Annotated in this window: 18 protein-coding genes; 11 read left to right on the forward strand and 7 right to left on the reverse strand. The window is 69.4% G+C overall.

Annotated elements, in window-relative coordinates:
- The 5 genes from U4Z64_RS33385 to U4Z64_RS33405 all read right to left on the reverse strand — a co-directional run.
- Positions 1-363: acetyl-coenzyme A synthetase N-terminal domain-containing protein (locus tag U4Z64_RS33385; protein ID WP_415750617.1), on the reverse strand; the 363-nt coding region annotated here is incomplete at its 3' end.
- A 207-nt stretch (positions 364-570) separates the two neighbouring features.
- On the reverse strand, positions 571-2,460 hold the full coding sequence (locus tag U4Z64_RS33390) for a sigma-70 family RNA polymerase sigma factor (RefSeq protein ID WP_415750618.1): 1,890 nt from the start codon (positions 2,458-2,460) through the stop codon (positions 571-573).
- Positions 2,444-2,761: a high-potential iron-sulfur protein gene (locus U4Z64_RS33395; protein WP_321803630.1), complete on the reverse strand. Its 318-nt coding sequence runs from the start codon at positions 2,759-2,761 to the stop codon at positions 2,444-2,446. The genes U4Z64_RS33390 and U4Z64_RS33395 overlap by 17 nt, the downstream gene beginning before the upstream one ends.
- Positions 2,762-2,836: 75 nt before the next feature.
- Positions 2,837-4,093 carry a c-type cytochrome gene (locus U4Z64_RS33400; protein WP_321822226.1) on the reverse strand — a complete coding sequence of 419 codons (1,257 nt, stop codon included), beginning with the start codon at positions 4,091-4,093 and terminating at the stop codon, positions 2,837-2,839.
- Positions 4,094-4,175: 82 nt separating this feature from the next.
- Positions 4,176-5,903, reverse strand: a complete 1,728-nt coding sequence (locus U4Z64_RS33405; RefSeq protein WP_321822227.1) for a methanol/ethanol family PQQ-dependent dehydrogenase — start codon at positions 5,901-5,903, stop codon at positions 4,176-4,178.
- 652 nt (positions 5,904-6,555) lie between these two features.
- Here U4Z64_RS33405 and U4Z64_RS33410 point away from each other — a divergent pair.
- The 4 genes from U4Z64_RS33410 to U4Z64_RS33425 all read left to right on the forward strand — a co-directional run bounded on the left by U4Z64_RS33410 (position 6,556) and on the right by U4Z64_RS33425 (position 10,976).
- Positions 6,556-7,437, forward strand: a complete 882-nt coding sequence (locus U4Z64_RS33410) for an energy transducer TonB (protein WP_321822228.1) — start codon at positions 6,556-6,558, stop codon at positions 7,435-7,437.
- Positions 7,438-7,447: 10 nt separating this feature from the next.
- Positions 7,448-8,161 (forward strand): MotA/TolQ/ExbB proton channel family protein, encoded by a 714-nt coding sequence (locus U4Z64_RS33415; RefSeq protein WP_321822229.1) that lies wholly within the window; start codon positions 7,448-7,450, stop codon positions 8,159-8,161.
- The gene (locus U4Z64_RS33420; RefSeq protein ID WP_321822230.1) at positions 8,158-8,586 is read left to right on the forward strand and encodes a biopolymer transporter ExbD; all 429 of its coding nucleotides are present in this window, start codon (positions 8,158-8,160) and stop codon (positions 8,584-8,586) included. The genes U4Z64_RS33415 and U4Z64_RS33420 overlap by 4 nt, the downstream gene beginning before the upstream one ends.
- An 89-nt stretch (positions 8,587-8,675) precedes the next feature.
- Positions 8,676-10,976 carry a TonB-dependent receptor gene (locus tag U4Z64_RS33425; protein WP_321822231.1) on the forward strand — a complete coding sequence of 767 codons (2,301 nt, stop codon included), beginning with the start codon at positions 8,676-8,678 and terminating at the stop codon, positions 10,974-10,976.
- On the opposite strand, the gene U4Z64_RS33430 is transcribed toward U4Z64_RS33425, so the two are convergent.
- Positions 10,961-11,956 carry an alpha/beta fold hydrolase gene (locus U4Z64_RS33430; RefSeq protein WP_321822232.1) on the reverse strand — a complete coding sequence of 332 codons (996 nt, stop codon included), beginning with the start codon at positions 11,954-11,956 and terminating at the stop codon, positions 10,961-10,963. The two genes, U4Z64_RS33425 and U4Z64_RS33430, sit on opposite strands and share 16 nt — an antisense overlap.
- Positions 11,957-12,279: 323 nt before the next feature.
- On the opposite strand from U4Z64_RS33430, the gene U4Z64_RS33435 reads away from it, so the two are divergent.
- The 6 genes from U4Z64_RS33435 (at position 12,280) to pqqE (ending at position 17,779) form a co-directional block, all read left to right on the forward strand.
- Entirely contained in the window at positions 12,280-14,298 is a 2,019-nt protein-coding gene (locus tag U4Z64_RS33435) for a sigma-54-dependent Fis family transcriptional regulator (RefSeq protein WP_321822233.1), read from the forward strand.
- Positions 14,299-14,590: 292 nt separating this feature from the next.
- A complete protein-coding gene (pqqA, locus tag U4Z64_RS33440; RefSeq protein ID WP_006410019.1) occupies positions 14,591-14,665 on the forward strand; it encodes a pyrroloquinoline quinone precursor peptide PqqA in 75 nt (24 codons plus the stop codon).
- 64 nt (positions 14,666-14,729) lie between these two features.
- Complete coding sequence (gene pqqB / locus U4Z64_RS33445; protein WP_321822234.1) at positions 14,730-15,653, forward strand: pyrroloquinoline quinone biosynthesis protein PqqB; 924 nt, start codon at positions 14,730-14,732, stop codon at positions 15,651-15,653.
- A 2-nt stretch (positions 15,654-15,655) separates the two neighbouring features.
- On the forward strand, positions 15,656-16,375 hold the full coding sequence (pqqC, locus tag U4Z64_RS33450) for a pyrroloquinoline-quinone synthase PqqC (RefSeq protein WP_124523765.1): 720 nt from the start codon (positions 15,656-15,658) through the stop codon (positions 16,373-16,375).
- Complete coding sequence (pqqD, locus tag U4Z64_RS33455) at positions 16,372-16,653, forward strand: pyrroloquinoline quinone biosynthesis peptide chaperone PqqD (protein ID WP_044849078.1); 282 nt, start codon at positions 16,372-16,374, stop codon at positions 16,651-16,653. Before pqqC ends, pqqD begins: the two co-directional genes overlap by 4 nt.
- A 7-nt stretch (positions 16,654-16,660) precedes the next feature.
- Positions 16,661-17,779 carry a pyrroloquinoline quinone biosynthesis protein PqqE gene (gene pqqE / locus U4Z64_RS33460; protein ID WP_321822235.1) on the forward strand — a complete coding sequence of 373 codons (1,119 nt, stop codon included), beginning with the start codon at positions 16,661-16,663 and terminating at the stop codon, positions 17,777-17,779.
- A gap of 28 nt (positions 17,780-17,807) precedes the next feature.
- Here the strand turns inward: pqqE and U4Z64_RS33465 are convergent, their stop codons facing one another.
- Positions 17,808-18,872 carry a DNA topoisomerase IB gene (locus tag U4Z64_RS33465; protein ID WP_321822270.1) on the reverse strand — a complete coding sequence of 355 codons (1,065 nt, stop codon included), beginning with the start codon at positions 18,870-18,872 and terminating at the stop codon, positions 17,808-17,810.
- 475 nt (positions 18,873-19,347) lie between these two features.
- Between U4Z64_RS33465 and U4Z64_RS33470 the strand changes: the two genes are divergently transcribed.
- On the forward strand, positions 19,348-20,310 hold the full coding sequence (locus U4Z64_RS33470) for an ABC transporter substrate-binding protein (RefSeq protein WP_321822236.1): 963 nt from the start codon (positions 19,348-19,350) through the stop codon (positions 20,308-20,310).
- Positions 20,311-20,325: the final 15 nt, after the last annotated feature.

Raw genomic sequence — 20,325 nt, forward strand, 5'->3', positions numbered from 1 at the left:
CACGGCGACGCGCTCGCCGTTGCCGGCTTCGACGTGGCGGTCGAGGCAGTTGTACGACGCGTTGAGTTCGCCGTCGTCGAACCACTTGTAGAACGGCGCGTCGCTCTCGTCGAGCACCTTCGTGAACGGCTTGTGCCAGCTGAGGCCCTCGCGCGCGAGACGCGCCCAGAAGCCTTCGTAATCCTGCTCGGCCTCGGCGGCCAGTGCACGGTAGGCCGGCATGCCGGAGATGTTGGCGCGCTCGCGTGCGTCGGCCGACGGTTCGAAGATTCGGTGTTCCTGCAGGATCGATACGAGGGCAGTCAAGGTGTTCTCCGTGGAAATCGTTGGTGTGCGGCCTGACTGTTGAAACGCAACTTGCATGCCAGTCGCGCGGGTATTCGGCCGCAGCGGCGTGCGTGCGCGTTGCAGTGCGGTTCACGCAGATCGATATGCAGTGCAAAGCATAAAAAGACCGGGAACTCGGTGCACTTGCCGGCCTGCGCGTTGCGTCGAAATGCAGCAGCGGGTGTTGCAGGCGTCAACACGGCACACGATGCGCGGCGTGCACGCCGCTGGCCGGACGCCGCGCTACGCGATGAACGACCGGAGCGTGCCGAGCGCGTCGGATGCGCGAAGCCGCGCGAGCGCCGACGCCTCGATCTGCCGCACGCGTTCCGCGGACAGGTTCAACTGGCGGCCGATGTCGCGCAGCGAGCAGCCTTCGTCCGCGTGCAGTCCGTAGCGCAACCGCAGGACCGTCGCCTCGCGCGGCGGCAGCCGGTCGATCGCGGCAGCGATCGTATGGCGCAACTGGGCGGCGCCGGCCGCGTCTTCGGGTGACGGCGACGACAGGTCCGGCGCGACGTCGGCGAACGTCATGTCGCCTTCCGGCGAGACCGGCAAGTCCGCCGACACCGGCTCCTTCACGATCGCCATCAGGTCGCGCACCTTGTCGACCGGCTCGCCCATGTGGACGGCCAGTTCGGCCGGCGTCGCGGCCGTGCCCACGCGTTGCCGATGTTCGCGCGCGAGCCGCGACAGCTTGTTCAGCGCGTCGACCGTATGCGTCGGCACGCGGATCGTGCGGCCGAGGTCGGCGAGCGCATGCGTGATCGCCTGCCGGATCCACCAGGTCGCGTAGGTCGAGAAGCGGAAACCGCGCCGGTAGTCGTAGCGCTCGATGGCCTTCAACAGGCCGATGTTGCCTTCCTGGATCAGGTCGGCGAACGGCAGCCCGCGATCGGGATAGCGCTTTGCGATCGACACGACGAGGCGAAGGTTCGCGTCGAACAGTCCGGTCCTCGCCGGCTGCATCGCGCGCTCGATCGCAGCGAGCCGCGCATCGAGCGACGCGGTCGCACCGGGCGGCAGTGCCGACGTCGGGGCATCGCGCACGATCGCGGCGCGTGCGTCGACGAACTCGGCCGCGCGCCGCGTCAGCGTCGGCCCGCAGGCCGGACGGGCGGCGATGCACGACGCGAGCCAGCCCGCGTGGTCGTCGTCGGTCGACCGTGCAAACGACGGCGGGACGCCCACGTCGGCCAGCATCCGCGCCAGCCGGCCCCGCAGCGCGCGCTGCCGGCACGCGCGCTTGCGCAACGGTTCGCTCATCCGTTCGAGTGCGCGGGCGGACAGGCTCACCGTGCCGAGCAGCGCCGCGACGTCGCGGACTTGCGCGCGATACGCGGCGGAAGCGGTGCCGCCCGACAGCAGCGCCGCGCGCATGCCGCCGGCGAGCGCGTCGATGCGGGCGAGCCGTGCCACCACGGCGTTGCGCCAGGCCGAATCCTCCGGTGGCGTTTCGTCGTCGCGTGCGGGTTCGCCGGTGGAAGCGGGCGAAGCGTCCGCATCGACTCTGTCCGCCGGTCGATCGTCGCGCGGGCCGTCGGCGAGAAAGATCACGTAGGTCGATGCGGCGGTCCGGCATTCGGCGATCTCGGTGCGGATCGACACCAGCGCGTCGAGTGCATCGGGATCGCCGCACAGCACCGCGACCGACGCCGCGCGGCCGCGCTCGATGCGCTGCGCGTACGCGAATTCCTCGTCGCGCGTGAGGAGCGGTGTCGTGCCCATCTCGCGCAGGTACAGCCGGACCGGGTCGGTCGTGCGCGGCGTGAGCAGGTCGGCCGCGGAGAGCGTGCCGGCGCCGTCGGCCCATGCACGCGCGGGCGGCGCGGGCCGGAAGTAGCGGTCGAGCGTCCAGCCGCTCGCGGTATCGGCGCTGTCGCACACCGCGATGCCGAGTTCGGCGAGCATCGCGGCGGCGGCATCGATGCCGCTGTCGCCCGCATCGTCGTCGGGCAGCGCGTCGATGATGTCGCCGCGCGTGACGAAGCCGCGCGACAGGCCGGTCGCGATCAGCGCGTGCAGATGCGCGACGGCGTGCGGCGGCGCGCCGTCGTCGATGCCGGCCGCGGGCGCCGGTGCGTGCCGCGCCGCCGGCATCCCGTCGCGCGACGCGTCACGCGCGCTTCGCATACACGTTGCACCAGCCGTCCGCCGCGACCAGCTTGCCGCCGAACATCGGACACGTGCCGGCGGCATCCGCCGCTTCGCCCTTGTAGAAGCGGCAGTTGACGCAGCGCTGGCCGGCCTGGTATTTCGGGAACTGCGCGGCGTCGACGCTGGACGCATGCGCACGATAGCCGAGCGTCTTCGCGGCGGCGTCGTTCTCGTCGACGAGCGGTGGCGCCGCGAGTGCCGTGCGTGCGGCGGCGAGCGTCGCGCACAGGCCGATGGTATGGATGATGAAGGTTCTGCGGGAGGTCGGGTACGTCACGGTCGTTTCCTGGTGAAGATGAAATCGTGGGGAAGGGCGCGGCCCGCATCGCGTGGCGGAGCCGCTGGCCCGGTGTTACTGGCTCGCGTCCTTGTGCGCCGCGGGACCGGCGACGAGCGGCGCGGTCGACGCGTGGGCGGTGTCCGCTGTCAACTTGCTCTTGCCGGCGGCATAGCCGTTCGACGCGAGCAGGAAGGCCATCAGGTCCGCGTAGTCTTCGTCCTTCAGCTTGCCGGGCTGGTCCGCCGGCATGTTGGTCGCCATGTAGCCGAACACGCCGCCGATCGTCAGGTGCGAATGCGACAGCGGCGCGAACGACGGGCCGCTCAGCGCGGGCGCGGTGTTGCCTTCGAGATCGGCGCCGTGGCACTTCGCGCACGCATTGCCGTAGATTTCCTTGCCGTGTGCGACCTGGACGGCGTCGAACGTCGGCGCGGCGTCGCCGGTGCTCGCGGCGACGCGGATGAAGCCGCCTGCGGGCACGTTGCGCGCGCGCAGCAGGCTACCGGGCGCGCGGCCTGCGCTCGCCGTCGCGCCGTCGAGGAAACGCGACGGCGTGCGCGACTCGTGTGCTTCGAGCGCGCTGCCGGGCAGCGCCCACTTGCGGGTCAGCGCGGCCAGCCGGCCGTTGTCCTTCATCTGCGTGAGTGCCGCGTCGATCCGCTGCTGCAACGCGGCCGAGCGCGGCGCGAACGCGAACGTGAGCTGCCACTCCGCATACGGCGACGAGGTCGCGCCGATGCGGAACGCCTGTTTCGGATGCGCGGCCTGGTACGCGACGACCGCCGGATACCAGACGATCGCGCGATGCGCGCGGCCGCGGGCGAGCGCGTCGATCGTTTGCTCGGACGTGTTCTCGAGATCGAAGCGCGCGTTCTTCTGCTGCACCGCGATCAGTTGCGCGGGGCTCGCGTAGGTGGCCGCGACGATTTCCCGGCCGGCCGCCGGCGTGCCGGCATCGCGGCGCGTGACGCTCACGTAGCCCGAGCGCAGGTAGCCCTGCGAGAACAGCAGCTTCGTGTCGGATGCGTCGGCGATGGCCGAGCGCGGGAAGCCGGCGAGCACGTCGCAATCGCGTTCGAGGATGCCGGCGAGTTCGTGTGCGGATACGCCGTCGTCGTCGCTGCCGCCTGCGTCGTGTGCGGCGAAGCTGGCGGCGATGCCGGCCGTGCGGAACACGTCGCGGGCGACGGCCTTGTCGAGCGCGACCGTCGGTGTGCCGGGCAGCGAGCAGACGCGTACCGCCGTCGCGGCCGTGGACGGCACCGGGGTCAGCGCCGTGCCTGCCGCGAGCGCACTGGCCACGGCGAGGCGGGAAAGTCGGAGGTTCATGATCGTACGCTCGGTTGAAAAGGAGAAGGGAGGCGGCACCCGCGCCGGCGGCGCGGGTGCGATGCGGTTGAACGGACGTCGGTCAGCCGCGGTCGAGGGCGAACACGTACAGCGTGCCGCCGCGCGGCACGTCGTCCGCCGCCTTGGCCATCGGGCCGCCCCAGATCGGGTTGGCGCCGCCGTAGCCGGCGAGCACTGCTACGTACTCCTTGCCGTTGACTTCGAAGACGGACGGCTGCGCGATGATCCCGCTCGCGAGCTTCGGGCTCTCCCACAGCACCTTGCCGGTCGACACGTCGAACGCGTACAAGTGGCCGTCGAGCGAGCCGCTGAACGCGAGGCCGCTCGCGGTCGTCGCGACGCCGCCGTTCCACGGCAGCTTGCTCCAGTGGCTCCACACCTTCTTGCCGGTGTTCACGTCGATCGCCTGGAGTTCGCCGTAGCCTTCGCTGCCCGGCTCCGGCTTGATCTCGAAGCCTTCGCCGAGATACGGCAGCCCTTCCATGTAGTTGACCGACTTGCCCGACAGGCTCATGCACGCATGCAGCGCCGGGACGATCGCGAGATGGCGCACGGGGTCGTACGACATCGACCACCAGTTCTTGCCGCCGAGGAAGCTCGGGCACGTGTCGATCGTCGTGCCGACCTTCGGATACTTCGCGGGATCCTGGATCGGCGCGCCGTCTTCCGTGTAGCCGGTGACCGACGTCGCCTTCACGAACGGCTCCGCATAGATCAGCTTGCCGGTGTCGCGGTCGATCGCATGGAAGTAGCCGTTGCGGTCGGCATGGACGATCGCGTCGTGTTCCTTGCCCTTGTACTTGATCGTCGCGAGCACCGGCGTGTTGACGCCGTCGTAGTCCCAGGTGTCGTGCTTCGTGTACTGGTAGTGCCACTTGAGGTCGCCGTTCTTCGGATCCAGCGCGAGCAGCGAATCGGAGTACAGGTTGTCGCCCGGCCGCAGGTCCGCGAGCCACGGCCCCGGGTTGCCGACGCCCCAGTACAGCGTGCGCGTCGCGGCGTCGTAGGTGCCGGTCAGCCAGGCCGGTGCGCCGCCGTGCGCCTGCATGCCGTCGGGCCAGGTATCGGCGTGCTTCTCGCCCTGGCCGGGGATCGTGAAGCGCTTCCACAGCAGCGTGCCGTCGTTCGGGCTGAGCGCCGCGATGAAGCCGCGTGCGCCGTATTCGCCGCCCGAGCTGCCGACCACGATCGCGCCGTCGAGCGCGAGCGGGGCGAGCGAGAACGCGTAGCCGAGCCCCGGCTCGAACATCTGCTTCTTCCACACGAGCGCGCCGGTCTGCGCGTCGAGCGCGGCCACCTCGCCGCTCAGCATCGCGACGTAGACGTTCTTGCCGTACAGCGCGACGCCGCGGTTCACGACGTCGCAGCAGGCCGTCTTGAACGATTCCGCGCCGAGCTTCGGTTCGTATTTCCACAGCTGCGCGCCGGTGGCCGCGTCGAACGCGTACACGTTGTCCTTCGGCGTGGTCACGAACAGGTAGCGGCCGTTGACGATCGGCGTGGCCTCGAAACCCTGCTTCAGCTCGGCCGGAAACTTGTAGCTCCACGCCTGCGTGAGCTGCTTCACGTTCGACGCGTCGATCTGCTTGAGCGGCGAATGCGCCTGGCCGCTGTACGTGCGGTAGTAGGTGAGCCAGCCCGGATCGCGTTGCGCATCCGTGAGCCGCTGGTACGTGACGGCCGGATAATCCGCGGCAGCGTCCACCAGGCCGGGATTCAAGGCGATCGCGGCAGCCGCCGCGATGCCGATCGTTGCCAGTCGGCTCGTCGAAGCCGAGAGTTTTTTCATGGTTGTCTCCTGAGTCATTGTGGTCGCACCGCGGCCAACACATGGCCGGGCCGGCAGGGTGGGGATCCGGGTCCAGTGCGCAGCCATTCACGCAAATCGCATGCCACTGCGGCGCGCGCCTTGCCGCGCAAGGCGCAGCGGCCGATTGCGCGCGTTGCGGCGACGTGGGCGGCGCGGCGCGGGTGATCCGCGGGTGTTGCGTTCGGGGACAGCCGCGGGCCGAGTGTTGCGAAACATGACAACGCCGTGAGCGGACGGGAGCCGCGTGCATGCGATACGTGGCGCACGGCCAATCGCGGCGGTCATGCGCGAGGGCATGCCTGAATGGATGACGGTGCGGCGCAGGGACGGCGATCGTCGTCGACTGTGTGAGTCGATGGCGCGCCGTTACCCGGTGCGACGCACGCATGCAACGGACCGCGCGCCCGCGGCGGCGCGCTCGATCCGAACGACGCTCGCGCATACGACTGCGCGAGCGCCGTACCGTTGATCCAAATTGACACAGGTGCAACAGCGGTGGCACGAACTGCAACAGGTCGGCGGTTGCATATCGACGCGTGGCGGCTCCGACCGGCGCCGGCCGGGCGATGCGGGTATCGGCATGCTTCTTGCCGTTCGAACCGGCAACGATTCCGCGCAGCGAGAAACCACCATGCCTGTCCCGATGCCGTTCGATGCCGACCGCAGGTCCGACCGCCGCCGCGTGGTCGCGCTCGCATACGGTATCGAGCCGGTCGGCACGGACGCGGCGACGAGTGCGGTGTCGCAGGCCGCGCGCGCACGCGAACCGCTGCACGCGGTTGCGCTGGCGGTATTCGCCGTCCATGCGGCCATCACGATCGCGCTGTGGCATGCGTGGGTGCCCGCTGCACGCCCGACGCTGCCTCGTCCGCTCGCCGTCGAGGTGGACGCGAGCGAATCCGCGCGGGTGGCCGTACCGGGCGAGCAGCGCCGTACGGATCGCGCAACACCGGTTCCTCCCGTGCACGGGCCTTCGCATGCGCGCCGCGAAACGGTCATGCCTCGGGAGATTCGGCCGAACCCGACGGTGCCGCGTCGGGTCGATCGCACAAGTCCTTCGCGCCGGCCCCCGGCCGCAACCGCCGTGGCGCGGCCGGACGGCGAATTGCAGCGAGCCGGGGCGGTACCGGAACCGGCGTCGCCGGCCGCCGCACACGCATCGGCCGATACCGCGACGGTGCCTGCGCACGCGGCGCCCGCCGCACCATCGGCAACCGCGCCCGAACCCGTTACCGCACCGCGGTTCGCGGCGGCGTACCTGCGCAATCCCGCGCCCGACTATCCGGACGTCGCGCAGCGGCGCGGCTGGGAAGGCACCACATTGCTGAACGTGCATGTGCTTGCGAGCGGCCGGCCCGACCAGGTCCTGCTGTCGGCGAGCAGCGGACACGACGCGCTCGACGAGGCGGCCGTCGCGGCGGTCACGGAATGGCGCTTCGTGCCGGCGAAACGCGGCACGGAATCGATCGACGGCTGGGTCAGGGTGCCGGTCGTGTTCAAACTCGGAAACTAGGGAGTCCTTCATGCCTGACTACATCCACTACGCGGTTGTCAGTGCGTTTGCGCTTCTTGCGGTGCTGTCGGCGCTCACCTGGACGCTGATCGTCGTCAAGGCGCTGCTGTATGCGCGCGTCGCGCTCGGCAATCGCCGCTTTGCCACGGGCTGCGGCAAAGCGGCACTGTCGATGCCGACGGACGACGAGGCGGCCGCCAGCTCCAACGCGCGCCTGCAGCGCGCCGTGTGCGCCGCATTGCGCGATCTCGACGCACCCGAGCCGCACGCCCCGGCCACATTGGTTGCGTGGGACCGCCGCGACCTGCTCGAACGCACGCTCGCGCGCGCGATCCGGCGCGAGCGGCGGCCGCTCGAGCGCGGGCTCACCGTGCTCGCGTCGATTGCGAACGTCGCGCCGTTCGTCGGACTGTTCGGCACCGTGTTCGGCATCGTCCACACGTTGCAGTCGATGACGGCGTCGGCCACGAACGGCATCGATGCGATCGCGGGGCCGATCGGCCAGGCGCTGGTCGCGACCGGGATCGGGATCGGCGTCGCGATTCCGGCGGTGCTGGCTTACAACCTGTTCCTGCGGCAGCTCAAGACCGTGACGGCCGGGCTCGACGAGTTCGGGCAGGACCTGATCGCGCTGGCCGAACAGCGCCGCTTCCGGATCGACGCGCCGGTGCATGCCGCGCTGCCGGCAGCGAACGGTGCGGGCGCGCGCCGGGCGGCCGTATGAGAACGGACGAGCGCGAAGCCGACGCGGGCGAACCGCTCGGCGAGATCAACGTGACGCCGCTCGTGGACGTCGTCCTCGTGTTGCTGGTGATCTTCATGGTCGCTGCGCCGCTGATGACGCATGCGATCCGCGTCGATCTGCCGAAGGCAGCCGCGCCCGCGCGCGACCCGCGTGCAGCGACCGTCACCGTGACCGTCGACGCGCACGGTGCGATCCGGATCGACGGCACGCCGGCCACGCCGGCCGAGGTCGAAGCGGTGCTGGCACGCCGCGTCGCGCACGACCCGCAGACGAGCGTGAGCCTGCACGCGGACCGCAACGAGCCGTTCGGCACCGTGGCCGGCGTCATCGCGTCGATCGGACGCGCGCGTGTCGCGCATGTCGCGATCGCGACGGCGGACGGCGCTGCGGGGCCGGCGCCATGAAGCGAACGAGGGCGGCGGAGATGAGCGCCGACCTGTCGATACGGACAACGATATAACGACACGACGACAAGAAAATAGGAGACGTGGAGATGAAGGAAACCGATGGTGCGAAGCGCCGCTTCGCCGCTCGGCGCACGGGCGTGACGCTGTGCTTCGGCGGCATGCTCGGCGGCTGGCTCGCGCCCGCGTCGGCGCAGGTCGAACCGGCCGGCAACGCCGATGCGCCGACGCTCGCGCCGATCGTCGTCGTCGGCACGACGCCGCTGCTCGGGATCGGCACGCCGCTCTCGCGCGTGCCGGCCAACGTGCAGACGATTCGCGGCGAGGACCTCGCGCGCCAGCACGACAGCGTGCTGACCGACTACTTCGAGAAGAACGTCTCGAGCGTCGACATCAACGAGGCACAGGGCAATCCGTACCAGACGGATGTGAACTACCGCGGCTTCACCGCGTCGCCGGTCGTCGGCACGCCGCAGGGGCTGTCGGTATTCGTCGACGGCGTGCGCGTCAACGAGCCGTTCGGCGACGTCGTGAACTGGGATCTGATCCCGCAAGCGGCGATCGACACGATGCAGCTGATCCCCGGTTCCAATCCGACCTACGGCCTCAACACGCTCGGCGGCGCGCTCGCGATCACGACGAAGAACGGCAGGACGAGCCCGGGCGGCGCCGCGCAGGTATCGATCGGATCGTGGGGACGCAAGACCGCGCAGATCGAGCAGGGCGGGCGCATCGGCAGCCACCTCGACTATTACGTGACGGGCAACGTCGCGAACGACAACGGCTGGGCCGATCACAACGCGAGCCGCGTGCGGCAGGGCTTCGGCAAGCTGCGCTACACGGACGCCGATACGACGCTGTCGATCTCGGCCGGCGGCGCGGACAACGCGCTGCAGGGCTCGCAGACGATTCCGCGCACGTTTCTCGACAATCGCGCGCAGGCCTACACCTATCCCGACCTGAACCGCAACAGCGCCGCGTACGTCACCGTGGCGGGCGACCATTCGTTCAGCGACCACGTGCAGCTGAGCGGCAACGTCTATTACCGGCACTATCGCAACACCAACATCAGCAGCAACGTGAACGACGATTTCGGCAGCGTCGACGGCAGCGGCGCCACCGACACCGTGCAGGCAGCCAACGCCCGCTCGGTGATCGCGACCGACAGCTACGGCGCGAACCTGCAGCTGACGCTGCTCGGCAAGCTCGCCGGCATGGACAACCAGTTCGTGGCGGGCGCATCCGCCGATCTCGCGAACTCGGGGTTCGAGCAATCGTCGCAGGATGCGATGTTCACGGCCACGCGCGCGACGGTCGGCATCGGCGACTTCACGCAGACGACGCGCGCGAAGACGCGCAACGCGAACTACGGCGTCTACTTCGACGACACGCTCGCGCTGACGCGCCAATGGTCGCTGACGCTGGCCGGGCGCTACAACGTGTCGCGCGCGGCGATCGAGGACGTGAGCGGCCTGCAGCCGCTGCTCACCGCGCGCCATACGTTCGCGCGGTTCAATCCGGCCGTCGGCGTCACGTGGAATCCGGCGCCGGGCTTCACCGCATATGCGACGTACAACGAAGGGATGCGCTCGCCGACCGCGATCGAGCTCGCGTGCGCCGATCCGGCCGCGCCGTGCTCGTTGCCGAACGACTTTCTCGCCGATCCGGCACTGAAGCCCGTGATCGCGAAGACGATCGAGCTGGGCGCGCGCGGCCGGGTGGGCCAGGCGACGACGTGGAGCGCGGCCGTCTACCGCACCACGCTCGACGACGACATCCAGTTCATCAGCAGCAACGGCGGCGCGAGCACGCTCGGTTATTTCCAGAACGTCGGCAAGACGCGCCGGCAAGGCTTCGAACTCGCGGGCCATACGCGGCTCGGGCCGCTCGGCATCGGCGTCAGCTACAGCTATGTCGACGCCAGCTACCGCTCGACGTGGACCGAAAACAGCGCGAGCAATTCGAGCGCCGATGCGCGCGGCAACATCGTCGTCCGCTCCGGCGACCGCATTCCCGGGATTCCGTCGAGCACCGTGAAGCTGAGGCTCGACTATGCGGCGACGCCGACGTGGACCGTCGGCACCCGCATCACCTATCGCAGCGGCGTGTTCGCGCGCGGCGACGAGAACAACCAGGATGTGAACGGCAAGGTGCCCGGGTATTTCCTCATCGACCTCGATACGACCTGGCAGGTCACGAAGCAGCTGCAACTGTTCGCGTCGGTCACCAACCTGCTCGACAAGCGCTATGCGAGCTTCGGGATGCTCGGCCGGAACTTCTTCAACGGTCCGAACCATTCGTTCGACGGGCTCAATGCCGTCAACGAACAGTTCGTCGGGCCGGGCGCGCCGCGCGGCGCGTGGGTCGGCGCGCGCTATGCGTGGGACTGAACGGGCGGCTCGGCGCAGTGCGGTGCGGCTGCTGCCGTGAAGTCGAGCATCTTGCGTACCGCGCGAGCGACGCCACGCGCGAGCGCAGCATCGCTCGCGAGATGCCCGGCCGGCACGCGCTCGACGATGGCGGCCGGCACCGCGCGCGCGAGTCGATCGACGTTGTCGACCGGGCACACGCGGTCGCGCGTGCCGTGCACTGCATGTATCGGCACGCCGGCTTGCGCGGCCTGCCGGGCGAGCGCCAGCAAGCGGCGTTCGCCGAGCCAGCAATGGCGTTGCAGGTAGTGCGCCTGGATCCGGTACTTGTCGATCAGCCGGTCGATCGCGGCCTGCGTCGGCCGCGCGCCGCGCGCCGGCCGCCCGGTCAGGATCGCGTCTTCATACGCGTTCCATGCGAGCGCGACCGCGCGCTGCCGCGCCGTGCCGGCGCCCGGCTGGAGACGCCGCGCGCAGCAGGCGATCAGGCGATCGGCGCGCGCGGTGCCGGCGGCGGCCGTCAGGCGCTGCCAGGCCCGCGGCGCGCGTGCGCGTGCACCGACGAACAGGCCGCGCACTTCGCGCGACGACGTGAGGAACAACCCGCGCAGCACGACGCCGGTGACGCGCGATGGATGCCGTCCCGCGTAGGCGAGCGCGAGCGCCGCGCCCCACGACCCGCCGACGACGCCCCAGCGTGCGATGCCGAGCCGCGCGCGCAGCGCGTCGAGATCGCCGATTAGCTGCATCGTGTCGTTGTGACGCAGGCCGCCGCGCGGCGTCGATGCACCCGCGCCGCGCTGGTCGACCAGCACGACGCGTGTGCGCGTCAGGTCGAACAGGCGCAGCACGGCCGGCCGGCTGCCGCTGCCGGGCCCGCCGTGCAGCACGACGACCGGAGCGCCGCGCGGATCGCCGGCTTCGGTCCACGCGATCGTGCATGCATCGCGGGACAGGCGGCGCACGGGGAGGGCGGAGCGGGGGCTGCGTGATGGCGACATGTCGGCCGGGTATAGACGGAGAGGGAAAGGCAATCGCACGATGCGGCCGCGCTCGACCCGTATGAAGCCAGATTCGCGCCGGCGATGAAGATAGGGATTCGTCCGGGTGGCGGCACGCGTGCGTTTCACGTTATCACGTCGATCACGCGCTCGGGACGCCGCATCGACGGCAAGCCAGTGCCGTCATTTCATTTCCCTTTCAATTTCGGTCGGCGCGGCGATGCAACGAAACCAGATCGTGCGCGCATCCCGTCGTGGCCCGATGTTTGCTTGCATCAAGGGCAAAGAGTCCGGCACGACCGGAAGGATCCCCGGAGGAGACAATGCGCGATGACGTTCATCCGACGGCCAACGCACGGGCCACGCATGCGCCCGGCTGGCCGACGCCGACGATCCAGAAGTCCCATGAGCGGTCCGAGACGTTCGGCCTGCAGGCGTCGGCACGTCCCGACTACGACCTGCTGTCCGGCGTCGCGCTGGCGCTCAAGCGCGAGCAGAACCGCGTGCTGTGCGTGCATGCGATGCCCGTGATGGAGACGCTGCACGAGCAGATCGTCAATACGCAGAGCATGATCGTGCTGACCGATGCAGAAGGGCTGATCCTGCATTCGATCGGCGACGACGACTTCCTGCGGCGCGCGGAGCGGGTCGCGCTGCGCCCCGGCGCGAACTGGGCCGAGAACCGGCAGGGCACCAACGCGATCGGCACCGCGCTCGCGGAGCTGTGTCCGATGGTCGTGCACGGCGACCAGCACTTCCTGGCCGCGAACCATTTCCTGACCTGCTCGAGCGTGCCGATTCTCGATCCGTACGGCGACGCGATCGGCGTGCTCGACGTGACGGGCGACCACCGCAGCTATCACCAGCACACGATGGCGCTCGCGAAGATGTCGGTGCAGATGATCGAGAACCACCTGTTCACGACGACCTTCCAGGAGACGCTGCAGGTGTCGTTCCACGGCCGCCCCGAATTCCTCGGCACGCTGATGGAAGGGATCGTCGCGTTCACCGCGGATGGCCGCTTCCTGTCGGCGAACCGCAGCGCGCAGTTCCAGCTCGGGATGCCGCTTGCCGCGCTGCGCGCGCATACGCTCGCGTCGCTGTTCGACGTGACGAGCGCGCAACTGATCGACCGGATGCGCGCGAGCACCGAGCCGCACGTGTCGCTGAACCTCGGCAACGGCGCGGTGGTCTGCGCGCGTGTGCAGTTCCGGCGCGCGTTGCGGGCCGAGGGCAGCCGGCCCGCCGAGGTGCACGACGGCGCCGCTCCCGCCGCGCGGCCGCCTGCCGCGCAGGGCGCGGCGAGCCTGTCGCGCCTCAGCTATCTCGACACCGGCGATCCGCAGGTCGCGGCGGTGATCGCGAAGGTCCGCAAGGTGATCGGCAAGGACATTCCGGTGCTGATCACCGGCGAAACCGGCACCGGCAAGGAACTGCTCGCGCAGGCGATCCACAACGACTCGCCGCGCCGCGACGGGCCGTTCGTCGCCGTCAACTGCGCGTCGATTCCGGAGACGCTGATCGAATCCGAACTGTTCGGCTATGAGGAGGGCGCGTTTACCGGCGCCCGCCGCAAGGGCGCGACCGGCAAGCTGCTGCAGGCCAACGGCGGCACGCTGTTTCTCGACGAAATCGGCGACATGCCGTATCCGCTGCAGGTGCGGCTGCTGCGCGTGCTGCAGGAGCGCATCGTCAACCCGCTCGGCTCGACGAAGGCGATCGGCGTCGACATCGCGATCATCTGCGCGACCCACCGCGACCTGCGCGAGATGATCGCGCAGAACCGCTTCCGCGAGGACCTGTACTACCGGCTCAACGGCCTCGTCGTGCGGCTGCCGCCGCTGCGCGACCGCACGGACCTCGCGGTGGTCGTCCAGAAGATGCTGCAGCGGGAGACGCTGTCGGGGCCCGGCCGCCGGCCGTTGAGCGTCGCGCCCGACGTGATGGCGCTGTTCGAGCGTTGCGCGTGGCCGGGCAACTTCCGGCAGCTCGCGAACCTGCTGCGCACCGCGGCCGCGATGGTCGACGACGACTGCGAGATCCGCTGCGAGCATTTGCCGGACGACTTCTTCGACGACGTGCGGCGCGACAGTGGCGCGGCGGCGCAGGGCGCCGCTGCGCCGCCGCAGCAGCTCGCAGCGGATGCGCCCGCGTTCGCGAACGCGGCCGCGGCCGGTGATGCACGGTTGCAGGACGTCGCCGCATCCGCGATCGCGGCCGCGCTCGCGCGTCATGGCGGCAACGTGTCCGCCGCCGCACGCGCGCTCGGCGTGTCGCGCAACACGATCTACCGCAAGATGCCGGCCGCCGGGCCGGATGCGCTGGAGCCGGACGAACCCTGACGGAAGCCGCGACTGTCACACCGGTGTGTCAGGTTGCAACACCCGGTGTTCAAGGATTCAACACTTGCTCCACCGGCCGCGCGCATCGTGAACCGTCGCTCGACGGATTCTGAAATGTTTATGTCGGTCAATCGTAAGGATTCCGGTGCCGTGACCACCCGGCGGTGGCCGCACGCCTGCGCACACCGCCGCGCGACGCAAATCCAGCCCCGGCACGCTCCTTGCTGAATGGGTATCGGCCGCTCGATCGACGCGGTTTGTTCGACTCACCAACTCAACAAGGAGACACATCATGCAGTGGACCACCCCGGCTTATACCGACCTGCGTTTCGGTTTCGAAATCACGATGTACATCGCCAACCGCTGATCGACGCGCGCAGTGCCGCCCGCATCGACGGACACGATGCGGGCGGCACCCGGAGCACACGCAGATGAAGATCAAGATACTCGGCTCGGGCGCCGGCGGCGGGCTGCCGCAATGGAACTGCAACTGCGGCAACTGCCGTCGCGCGCGGGCCGGCACCGACGGCATCGTGCCGCGCACGCAATCGTCGATCGCCGTCAGCGGCGACGGCAGCGACTGGGTGCTGGTGAACGCGTCGCCGGACATCCTCGCGCAACTGCGCGCCGCCCCCGACCTGCAGCCCGCCCGCGCGATCCGCGACAGCGCGATCGTCGCCGTCGTGCTGTGCGACGCGCAGATCGATCACGTGACGGGCCTGCTGATGCTGCGCGAACGCACGTCGCCGCTGCCGCTGTACGCGAGCGCACCGGTGCTCGACGACCTGTCGACCGGGCTGCCGCTCGTGCCGCTGCTCGGCCACTACTGCGGGGTCGACGTCCACCCGATCGCGCCGGGCCAGCCGTTCGCGATCGCGGGCGCCGGCGGCCTTCGCTTCACCGCCGTGCCGGTCGACAGCAAGCCGCCGCCGTATTCGCCGCGTCGCGAGGCGAGCGTGCCGGGCGACAACATCGCACTCCTGATCGAAGATACGGCGACCGGGCGGCGGGCGTTCTACGCGCCGGGGCTCGCCGATGTCGACGACGGCGCACGCGCGGCGATGCGCGACGCCGATCTCGTGCTGGTGGACGGCACCTTCTGGACCGGCACCGAGATGATCGACCTCGGCCTGTCGTCGAAGCACGCGGCCGACATGGGACATCTCGCGCAGTGCGGCGACGCGGCGCGGCCGGGGATGATCGAGCAGCTGCGGCAGTTGCCGGCGCACACGCGCAAGGTCCTCACGCACATCAACAACACGAATCCGATTCTCGACCCCGGTTCCGCGCAGTGCGCGCAGTTGCGCGAGCACGGCATCGAGGTCGCCCACGACGGCATGCAATTCGAGGTCTGACCATGAACGCACCGATTCCCGCCGCGGCGCTGCACGCGACGCCCTGGAGTGCGCAGGAGTTCGAGGCGCGCCTGCGCGCGCTCGAATCGCGCTACCACATCCATCATCCGTTCAACCGGCGCTTGAACACCGGCGCGTGCTCGCCGGCGCAGATCCGCGGCTGGGTCGCGAACCGCTTCTACTATCAGGTCAGCATTCCGCTGAAGGACGCGGCGATCCTGTCCAACTGCCCGGACCGCGACACGCGCCGGCTGTGGGTCGAGCGGATTCTCGACCACGACGGTCACGGCGGCCAGGAAGGCGGGATCGAGGCCTGGGCGCGGCTCGGCGAGGCGGTCGGCATCGAGCGCTCGGAACTGTGGTCGCTCGCGCACGTGCTGCCCGGCGTGCGGTTCGCGGTCGACGCCTACGTCAATTTCGCGCGGCACGCGCCGTGGCAGGAGGCCGTGTGCTCGTCGCTGACCGAGATGTTCGCGCCGCAGATCCACCTCGACCGGCTCGCGGGCTGGCCGTCCCACTATCCGTGGATCGAGGCGGACGGGCTGCAGTATTTCCGCAGCCGCGTGCCGCTCGCGCAGCGCGACGTCGAACACGGGCTCGCGGTGACGCTGAGCCATTTCACGACACCGGACGCGCAACGGCGCGCGCTCGACATCCTGTCGTTCAAGCTGGATGTGCTGTGGTCGATTCTCGACGCGATTGAAAAGGCGTACCCCGCATGAACTCCAACGAAGCCGTCAGCGGCGTGCCGCTGCGCCCCGCGCTGAGGGGCATGTACCGCCTGCAGTGGGAGGCGGCCCAGGATGCGTACGTGCTCCTGTATCCGGAAGGCATGGTCCGGCTCAACCCGAGCGCGGGCGAGATCCTCGCGCGCTGCGACGGCAAGCGCGAGCTCGACGACATCATCGACGAGCTCGAGCGGCTGTTCAGCACGTCGGATCTCGCGTCGGACGTCTATCGCTTCCTCGATCATGCGCGACTGCGCGGCTGGCTCGACTGACATGGACATGACACCGCCTCCGAACCGCCCGAGCGCCCCGCTGTGGCTGCTCGCCGAGCTCACGTACCGCTGTCCGCTGCACTGCGCGTTCTGCTACAACCCCGTCGACTTCGCGACGCACGGCGCGGAGCTCGACACCGACGCGTGGCGCACGGTGATCAGCGACGCGCGCGCGCTCGGCGCCGCGCAGATCGGCTTTTCCGGCGGCGAACCGCTGCAGCGCGACGATCTGGAGGTGCTGGTCGAGCACGCGCGGTCGCTGGGTTTCTATACCAACCTGATCACGTCGGGCGTGGGCCTGAATGCCACGCGCATCGGCCGGCTCAAGGCGGCCGGGCTCGATCATGTCCAGCTGTCGCTGCAGGATTCGACGCGCGAGCTGAACGACTTCCTGACCAGCACGCGCACCTTCGACCTCAAGCGCGGCGTCGGGCGGCTGATCAAGTCGCATGGCTATCCGATGGTGCTGAATTGCGTGCTGCACCGGTACAACCTGCCGCACGTCGGCCAGATCATCGAGATGGCGCTCGACCTCGGTGCGGATTTTCTCGAGCTTGCCAACACGCAGTATTACGGCTGGGCGATGCTGAATCGCGACCAGCTGATGCCGACCGCCGAACAGCTGCGCGAAGCGGAGGAAACGGTCAACCGCTACCGGAAGCTCGTCGGCGAACGGTGCAAGATCCTGTTCGTCGTGCCCGACTACTTCGAGCAGCGGCCGAAGGCCTGCATGAACGGCTGGGGCTCGGTGTTCCTCGGCGTCGCGCCGGACGGCACCGCGCTGCCGTGCCATGCCGCGCGCGGGTTGCCGGGCCTCGCGCTGCCGAACGTGCGCGACCGGTCGCTGCAGGAGATCTGGTACGACAGCGACGCATTCAACGCGTTTCGCGGCGACGGGTGGATGCGCGATCCGTGCCGCACCTGCGACGAGCGTCACACGGATCACGGCGGGTGCCGGTGCCAGGCGTACATGCTGGCCGGCGATCCGGCGCAGGCCGATCCGGTCTGCGCGAAGTCCGAACATCACGGCCGGGTCGAACAGGTCGTGCAGTTCGCGCGGCGGGCAGCGCGGGAGGACGAGCGGCCGCTGATCTTTCGCAGTATTGCGAATTCGATCGCGAGTTGAGCTGCAGCGGGCGGCACGTCGGTGAGCCTCACTTGTTCGATCGCTTGACCGCTTGCCGCGCCGCCTGCTCGAGCAGCGCCGCGAACGCCGCTTCGTCGACGCGCAGCCCCCTCGGCGTGCGGCGCACCTGCAGCGCCGCGAGCATCCCGGCCTCGAACGTATCGAGCACCACCGGATGAATGTAGCAGCGCCGGCACACGGCCGGCGTGTTGCGCAAGACCTCGGCGACGGTGCGCACCGTTTCGACGATCTGCTTGCTGGCGTGCGCGACGTCCTGCTGCGGGATGCGCCGCAGCAACGCCAGCGCCTGCACGCTGCCTGCCCATGTCCGGTAATCCTTGGCCGTGAACGCCGCGCCCGCTGCGTCGCGCAGATAGTCGTTCACGTCGCACGAGCCGACCGAATGGCGCGTGCCGTCTTCGTCCAGATACTGGAACAGCTCGTGTCCCGGCAGCTCTGCGCAACGGCGCACGATGCGGCCGACGCGCGGGTCGTCGACCGTCACGTCGTGCTCGATCCCGCTCTTGCCCGTGAAGCGCAGCCGCACCTGTCCCGGACCGATCGTCACGTGGCGCTTGCGCAGCGTCGTCAGCCCGTACGATGCGTTCTCGCGCGCATATTCGGCGTTGCCGATCCGCGCGAGCGTCGTGTCGAGCAGCCGGACGACCGTCGCGACGATCTTCGCGCGCGGCATGCCGGGCAGCGCGAGATCGCGCGCGACGCGTGCGCGGATGCGCGGCAGCGCGCGGGCGAATTCAGCCATCCGTGCGTACTTGTTCGCGTCGCGCGTCTCGCGCCACTGCGGGTGATAACGATACTGCTTGCGTCCGCGCGCGTCGCGCCCCGTCGCCTGCAAATGGCCGCGCGGGTCCGTGCAGATCCACACGTCGGTGTAAGCGGGCGGAATCGCGAGCGCGTTGATGCGGGCGATCTCGTCGGCGTCGCGGATCCGCGTGCCGTCCGGCGCGTAGTACGCGAAGCCGTTGCGCAGCCGCCGGCGCGTGTAGCCGGGGCGCCGGTCGTCGACGTGGCGCAGCGGCGCGGCGGACATGTCCGCGTCCGGAGGTGCCGCGCGGGGCGTGCGCGTCTTCATGCTGCGATGCGTCGATCGACGCGCGCGGTCGATCCGCGCATCGGCGGTGCGGGTTCCGCTCGTCGCTGCTGCGGGCATCGTCTTCTCCTTGTCGTTCGCGCGATTCGGAGCGTGACAGCAAGAAGCGTGCGCCGTGCTTTCGGCGCCATGCCGTTACCGTTGCGCCGGCCGATCATGGAGAAAAACAATCCGTGTGGCGTTCTCGTTGATTGCCCCGAGTTCATTTCACGACGCGGCTCCGCCCGCTTAGGTGTTTATACGTATGCCGATACCGATATCGCTTCAATCCAATATTTCATTGGAAGGTTATCGGACTTGTTCCTAGACTGATCCGGGGCGTACATCTCGGGCCGGCCGCAACGGCCGGGCCGCATCGCCCCGAACCGCGCCCGTGCCACGCAGAACCACAACAGCACGACACGGCACCGCGCCAGGCCGGCGCCGCGGCATACAACGACACCATCGGAGACGGACCATGACATTCATCAGGAAGCTGGCGGCCGGCGCGATCGTCGCCGCGGCGACGGTGCTGGCCACCGGCGCGCACGCGCAGCAAAAGCCGATCACGCTCGGGTTCTCGCAGGTCGGCGCGGAAAGCGCGTGGCGCACCGCGAACACCGTGTCGGTGAAGGGCGCGGCGAAGGACGCCGGCATCAACCTGAAATTCTCGGACGCGCAGCAGAAGCAGGAGAACCAGATCCGCGCGATCCGCTCGTTCATCGCGCAGAAGGTCGACGTGATCGCGTTCTCGCCGGTCGTCGAGTCGGGCTGGGAGCCGGTGCTGACCGAAGCGAAGGCGGCCCGTATTCCGGTGATCCTGACCGATCGCGGCGTCGACGTGAAGGATCCGTCGCTGTACGTGACGATGATCGGTTCGGACTTCCTCGAGGAAGGGCGGCGCGCGGGCCACTGGCTGGAAGAGCGCTACAAGAACGACGCGGGCCCGGTCAACATCGTCGAGCTGCAGGGCACGGTCGGCTCGGCGCCCGCCAACGACCGCCGCGCGGGCCTGCTCGAAGTGATCAAGAACAATCCGAAGTTCAAGGTGATCGCGTCGCAAAGCGGCGACTTCACGCTTGCCGGCGGCAAGCAGGTGATGGAAGCGTTCGCGAAGACCTACGGCAAGCAGATCAACGTCGTCTACGCGCACAACGACGACATGGCGCTCGGCGCGATCCAGGCGATGGAAGAAGCCGGCATCAAGCCCGGCAAGGACGTGAGCGTCGTGTCGTTCGATGCGACCAAGGGCGGCTTCCAGGCGATGGTCGCCGGCAAGATCAACGTCGACGTCGAATGCAGCCCGCTGCTCGGCCCGCAGCTGATGACCGCGGTGAAGGACGTGGTCGCCGGCAAGCAGCTGCCGAAGCGCATCGTCACGAACGAGACGGTGTTCCCGATGAGCGTCGCGGCGCAGGTGCTGCCGACCCGCAAGTACTGAATCCCGGCGCACGCG

The organism is Burkholderia sp. BCC1996 (genome assembly GCF_905339955.1).
Lineage (GTDB): Bacteria > Pseudomonadota > Gammaproteobacteria > Burkholderiales > Burkholderiaceae > Burkholderia.

Excerpts from the sequence above, each read along its gene's own strand:
- U4Z64_RS33425 (WP_321822231.1), top strand. The coding sequence starts at position 8,676 with ATGAAGGAAACCGATGGTGCGAAGCGCCGCTTCGCCGCTCGGCGCACG.
- U4Z64_RS33430 (WP_321822232.1), bottom strand. The coding sequence starts at position 11,956 with ATGTCGCCATCACGCAGCCCCCGCTCCGCCCTCCCCGTGCGCCGCCTG.
- pqqE (WP_321822235.1), top strand. The coding sequence starts at position 16,661 with ATGACACCGCCTCCGAACCGCCCGAGCGCCCCGCTGTGGCTGCTCGCC.
- pqqC (WP_124523765.1), top strand. The coding sequence starts at position 15,656 with ATGAACGCACCGATTCCCGCCGCGGCGCTGCACGCGACGCCCTGGAGT.
- U4Z64_RS33415 (WP_321822229.1), top strand. The coding sequence starts at position 7,448 with ATGCCTGACTACATCCACTACGCGGTTGTCAGTGCGTTTGCGCTTCTT.
- U4Z64_RS33405 (WP_321822227.1), bottom strand. The coding sequence starts at position 5,903 with ATGAAAAAACTCTCGGCTTCGACGAGCCGACTGGCAACGATCGGCATC.
- pqqD (WP_044849078.1), top strand. The coding sequence starts at position 16,372 with ATGAACTCCAACGAAGCCGTCAGCGGCGTGCCGCTGCGCCCCGCGCTG.
- U4Z64_RS33410 (WP_321822228.1), top strand. The coding sequence starts at position 6,556 with ATGCCTGTCCCGATGCCGTTCGATGCCGACCGCAGGTCCGACCGCCGC.
- U4Z64_RS33390 (WP_415750618.1), bottom strand. The coding sequence starts at position 2,460 with ATGCGAAGCGCGCGTGACGCGTCGCGCGACGGGATGCCGGCGGCGCGG.
- U4Z64_RS33435 (WP_321822233.1), top strand. The coding sequence starts at position 12,280 with ATGCGCGATGACGTTCATCCGACGGCCAACGCACGGGCCACGCATGCG.
- U4Z64_RS33470 (WP_321822236.1), top strand. The coding sequence starts at position 19,348 with ATGACATTCATCAGGAAGCTGGCGGCCGGCGCGATCGTCGCCGCGGCG.
- U4Z64_RS33465 (WP_321822270.1), bottom strand. The coding sequence starts at position 18,872 with ATGAAGACGCGCACGCCCCGCGCGGCACCTCCGGACGCGGACATGTCC.
- U4Z64_RS33420 (WP_321822230.1), top strand. The coding sequence starts at position 8,158 with ATGAGAACGGACGAGCGCGAAGCCGACGCGGGCGAACCGCTCGGCGAG.
- pqqB (WP_321822234.1), top strand. The coding sequence starts at position 14,730 with ATGAAGATCAAGATACTCGGCTCGGGCGCCGGCGGCGGGCTGCCGCAA.
- U4Z64_RS33400 (WP_321822226.1), bottom strand. The coding sequence starts at position 4,093 with ATGAACCTCCGACTTTCCCGCCTCGCCGTGGCCAGTGCGCTCGCGGCA.